Source organism: Polaromonas sp. P1_E1_2 (assembly GCF_056406035.1).
In genome coordinates this window covers 1-1,824 of record NZ_JBFUAZ010000734.1, presented here as the reverse complement: position 1 = coordinate 1,824, position 1,824 = coordinate 1, and the positions used below count along the sequence as shown (strand labels likewise).

Here is a 1,824-nt window from a genome sequence, read left to right as displayed (position 1 = left end):
GGTATCCGGCCCCTATGAAAGCCGCTGTCTCGTCGATGGCGAGCTTCGATCTGGAGATTGACCTCAAGCGATTGGCCGACGCGCGCAACCTGCCATTGAGCCTCACTGGCGTGCTGCCGGGTGGCGAGAACCAATACACCATGGCGATGAACAACGGCCCGGCAACGGAGCACGCCGCGGCTGAGCTTGCCGCTGTGCTGGCGCATGCACTGCCGTTGCTGGCAGGGATCGACAGTTGGCAGGCGCTGGACCATTGGGCCAACCGCGTACCGGATGCCGACTGCCCGTTTCGGTTCTTGCGTCGGCCCACCACCTGGACACCCATGAACCACCATGCCGACCTCGCCATCGCCAGGGCAGCAGATGCGCCTGACTTTGCCGCCCGGGCATCGGGCAAGCTGTCTCGCTACCGCGAGCGCGGCACGCCGATGGTTGGCTTTCTGGAAACGTTTATCGCCGCATGCGGCCTRCCCACATGAGCCGGCGTGGCGCCCGGAACCCTCCATTCAATGGTGTAGCCGCCATTGTTGGCCTTGGCCGCCTCGCCAAGCAGGGTTGTACCGGGTATCTCAAACCTTAGGCGTCACCGGCCATGCAAAAACTTCTACTCGTCGGTGCGTGCTGGGCCTTCTGGCTGATTTATGTCGTCGCGACCGTCAAGACCGATCTGAGAGCCGGCATCTCCTTGTGGCCATTCGTCAAGATGGCAGTCGCTGCCGTTGTTGCCGGATACGTCAGCTCAGTCCTTCTGCGCCCTTCGACCGAAGCTCAGGATGAAGCCGAAGAATCCCACTGGCGGCCCATGCCGCTGTTGATCAGGGTTGTCCTGGCCGTCGCAATCTTCACTGGAGGCCTTGGGYTGATCGCCATGAGCCTGGCTACCTCTTTGTTCGGTGTCATCGGAGTGGTGATCGGGATTGCCTGCTTGCCCATAGCGCTCTACTTTCTTGTCGCCGGCAAATACAATCCGCACGATGTGCCTTGAGTACTCTAAAAAGGGCACTGAACCCTTCTATCGGGAGGTGCTGATCGGAAAACCGGTCAGCACGGCCCTTCCAAAGCGTTAAGCTGTGCACGTGACGGCAATTCCACTCTTGCTATCTGACGCGGACCACAGGCTTAATACGCGGAAAGCATCACACACAACACCATGCGTTCACTTTTAGCCCTGCTTGCGTTTGTCATCACCTCAACACTCGCCACGGCTGCAGAGCCCAGCAAGGTCAGGACTAGCTCGTTTGTACTTCTTGCTGAATCAAGGCTTCCCGATGCAGCGGCCTTTCGTGCACAGCTTGAGGTGCGGCTCAAGGGAAGGGTCAAGATTGATGACATGGAAACAGACGGCCAAAAGGTCATTCTTCTTCGATCGCGGGGTGGCACCGTGATGATTGGGCTGATCGATGCGCCCCTGCCAAAAGGCCAGATTGACGACTTGTGCCAAGGCGCCTGGTACTGGAGGAGGGCCTGCGAAGAGACTGCCCGGCACAAAGCCCATGTCTACGTCAGTATTCTGGACACGAATCTCGATCAGCTGGACGCTTATCTCTTGCAGACCGATGTGGTGGCCACGCTGATGGACCAGAATGCCATCGCAAGCTATTGGGGCGCGAGCCTGCAGTCCCGAGAAGCGTTCCTGAAACAGAGCGGGCAGGCCAGTCGTGCGGGGCCGCCCGTTTGGCTCTGGACTAACTTTCGTATCTCAACCGATGTGGAGAAGGGGTTCTCGCTGTCCACACAAGGAATGGAGAAGTTTGACCTGCGGGAGATCGAAGCCAAGGACGTGAACCGAAATGGCCTGGAAGTTTTCTCCCTGCTCATGAACAT

Annotated in this window: 3 protein-coding genes; all 3 read left to right on the top strand. The window is 58.9% G+C overall.

Translation table 11 applies throughout. The features are described from left to right. On the top strand, window positions 1-479 hold a 479-nt coding region (locus tag AC1D1P_RS22305; protein ID WP_477674488.1), incomplete at its 5' end, for a hypothetical protein. 113 nt (window positions 480-592) lie between these two features. After that, on the top strand, window positions 593-985 hold the full coding sequence (locus AC1D1P_RS22300) for a hypothetical protein (protein ID WP_477671184.1): 393 nt from the start codon (window positions 593-595) through the stop codon (window positions 983-985). A gap of 165 nt (window positions 986-1,150) precedes the next feature. After that, window positions 1,151-1,824, top strand: a 674-nt coding sequence (locus AC1D1P_RS22295; protein ID WP_477674487.1) for a DUF4261 domain-containing protein, incomplete at its 3' end; no start/stop codon positions are given.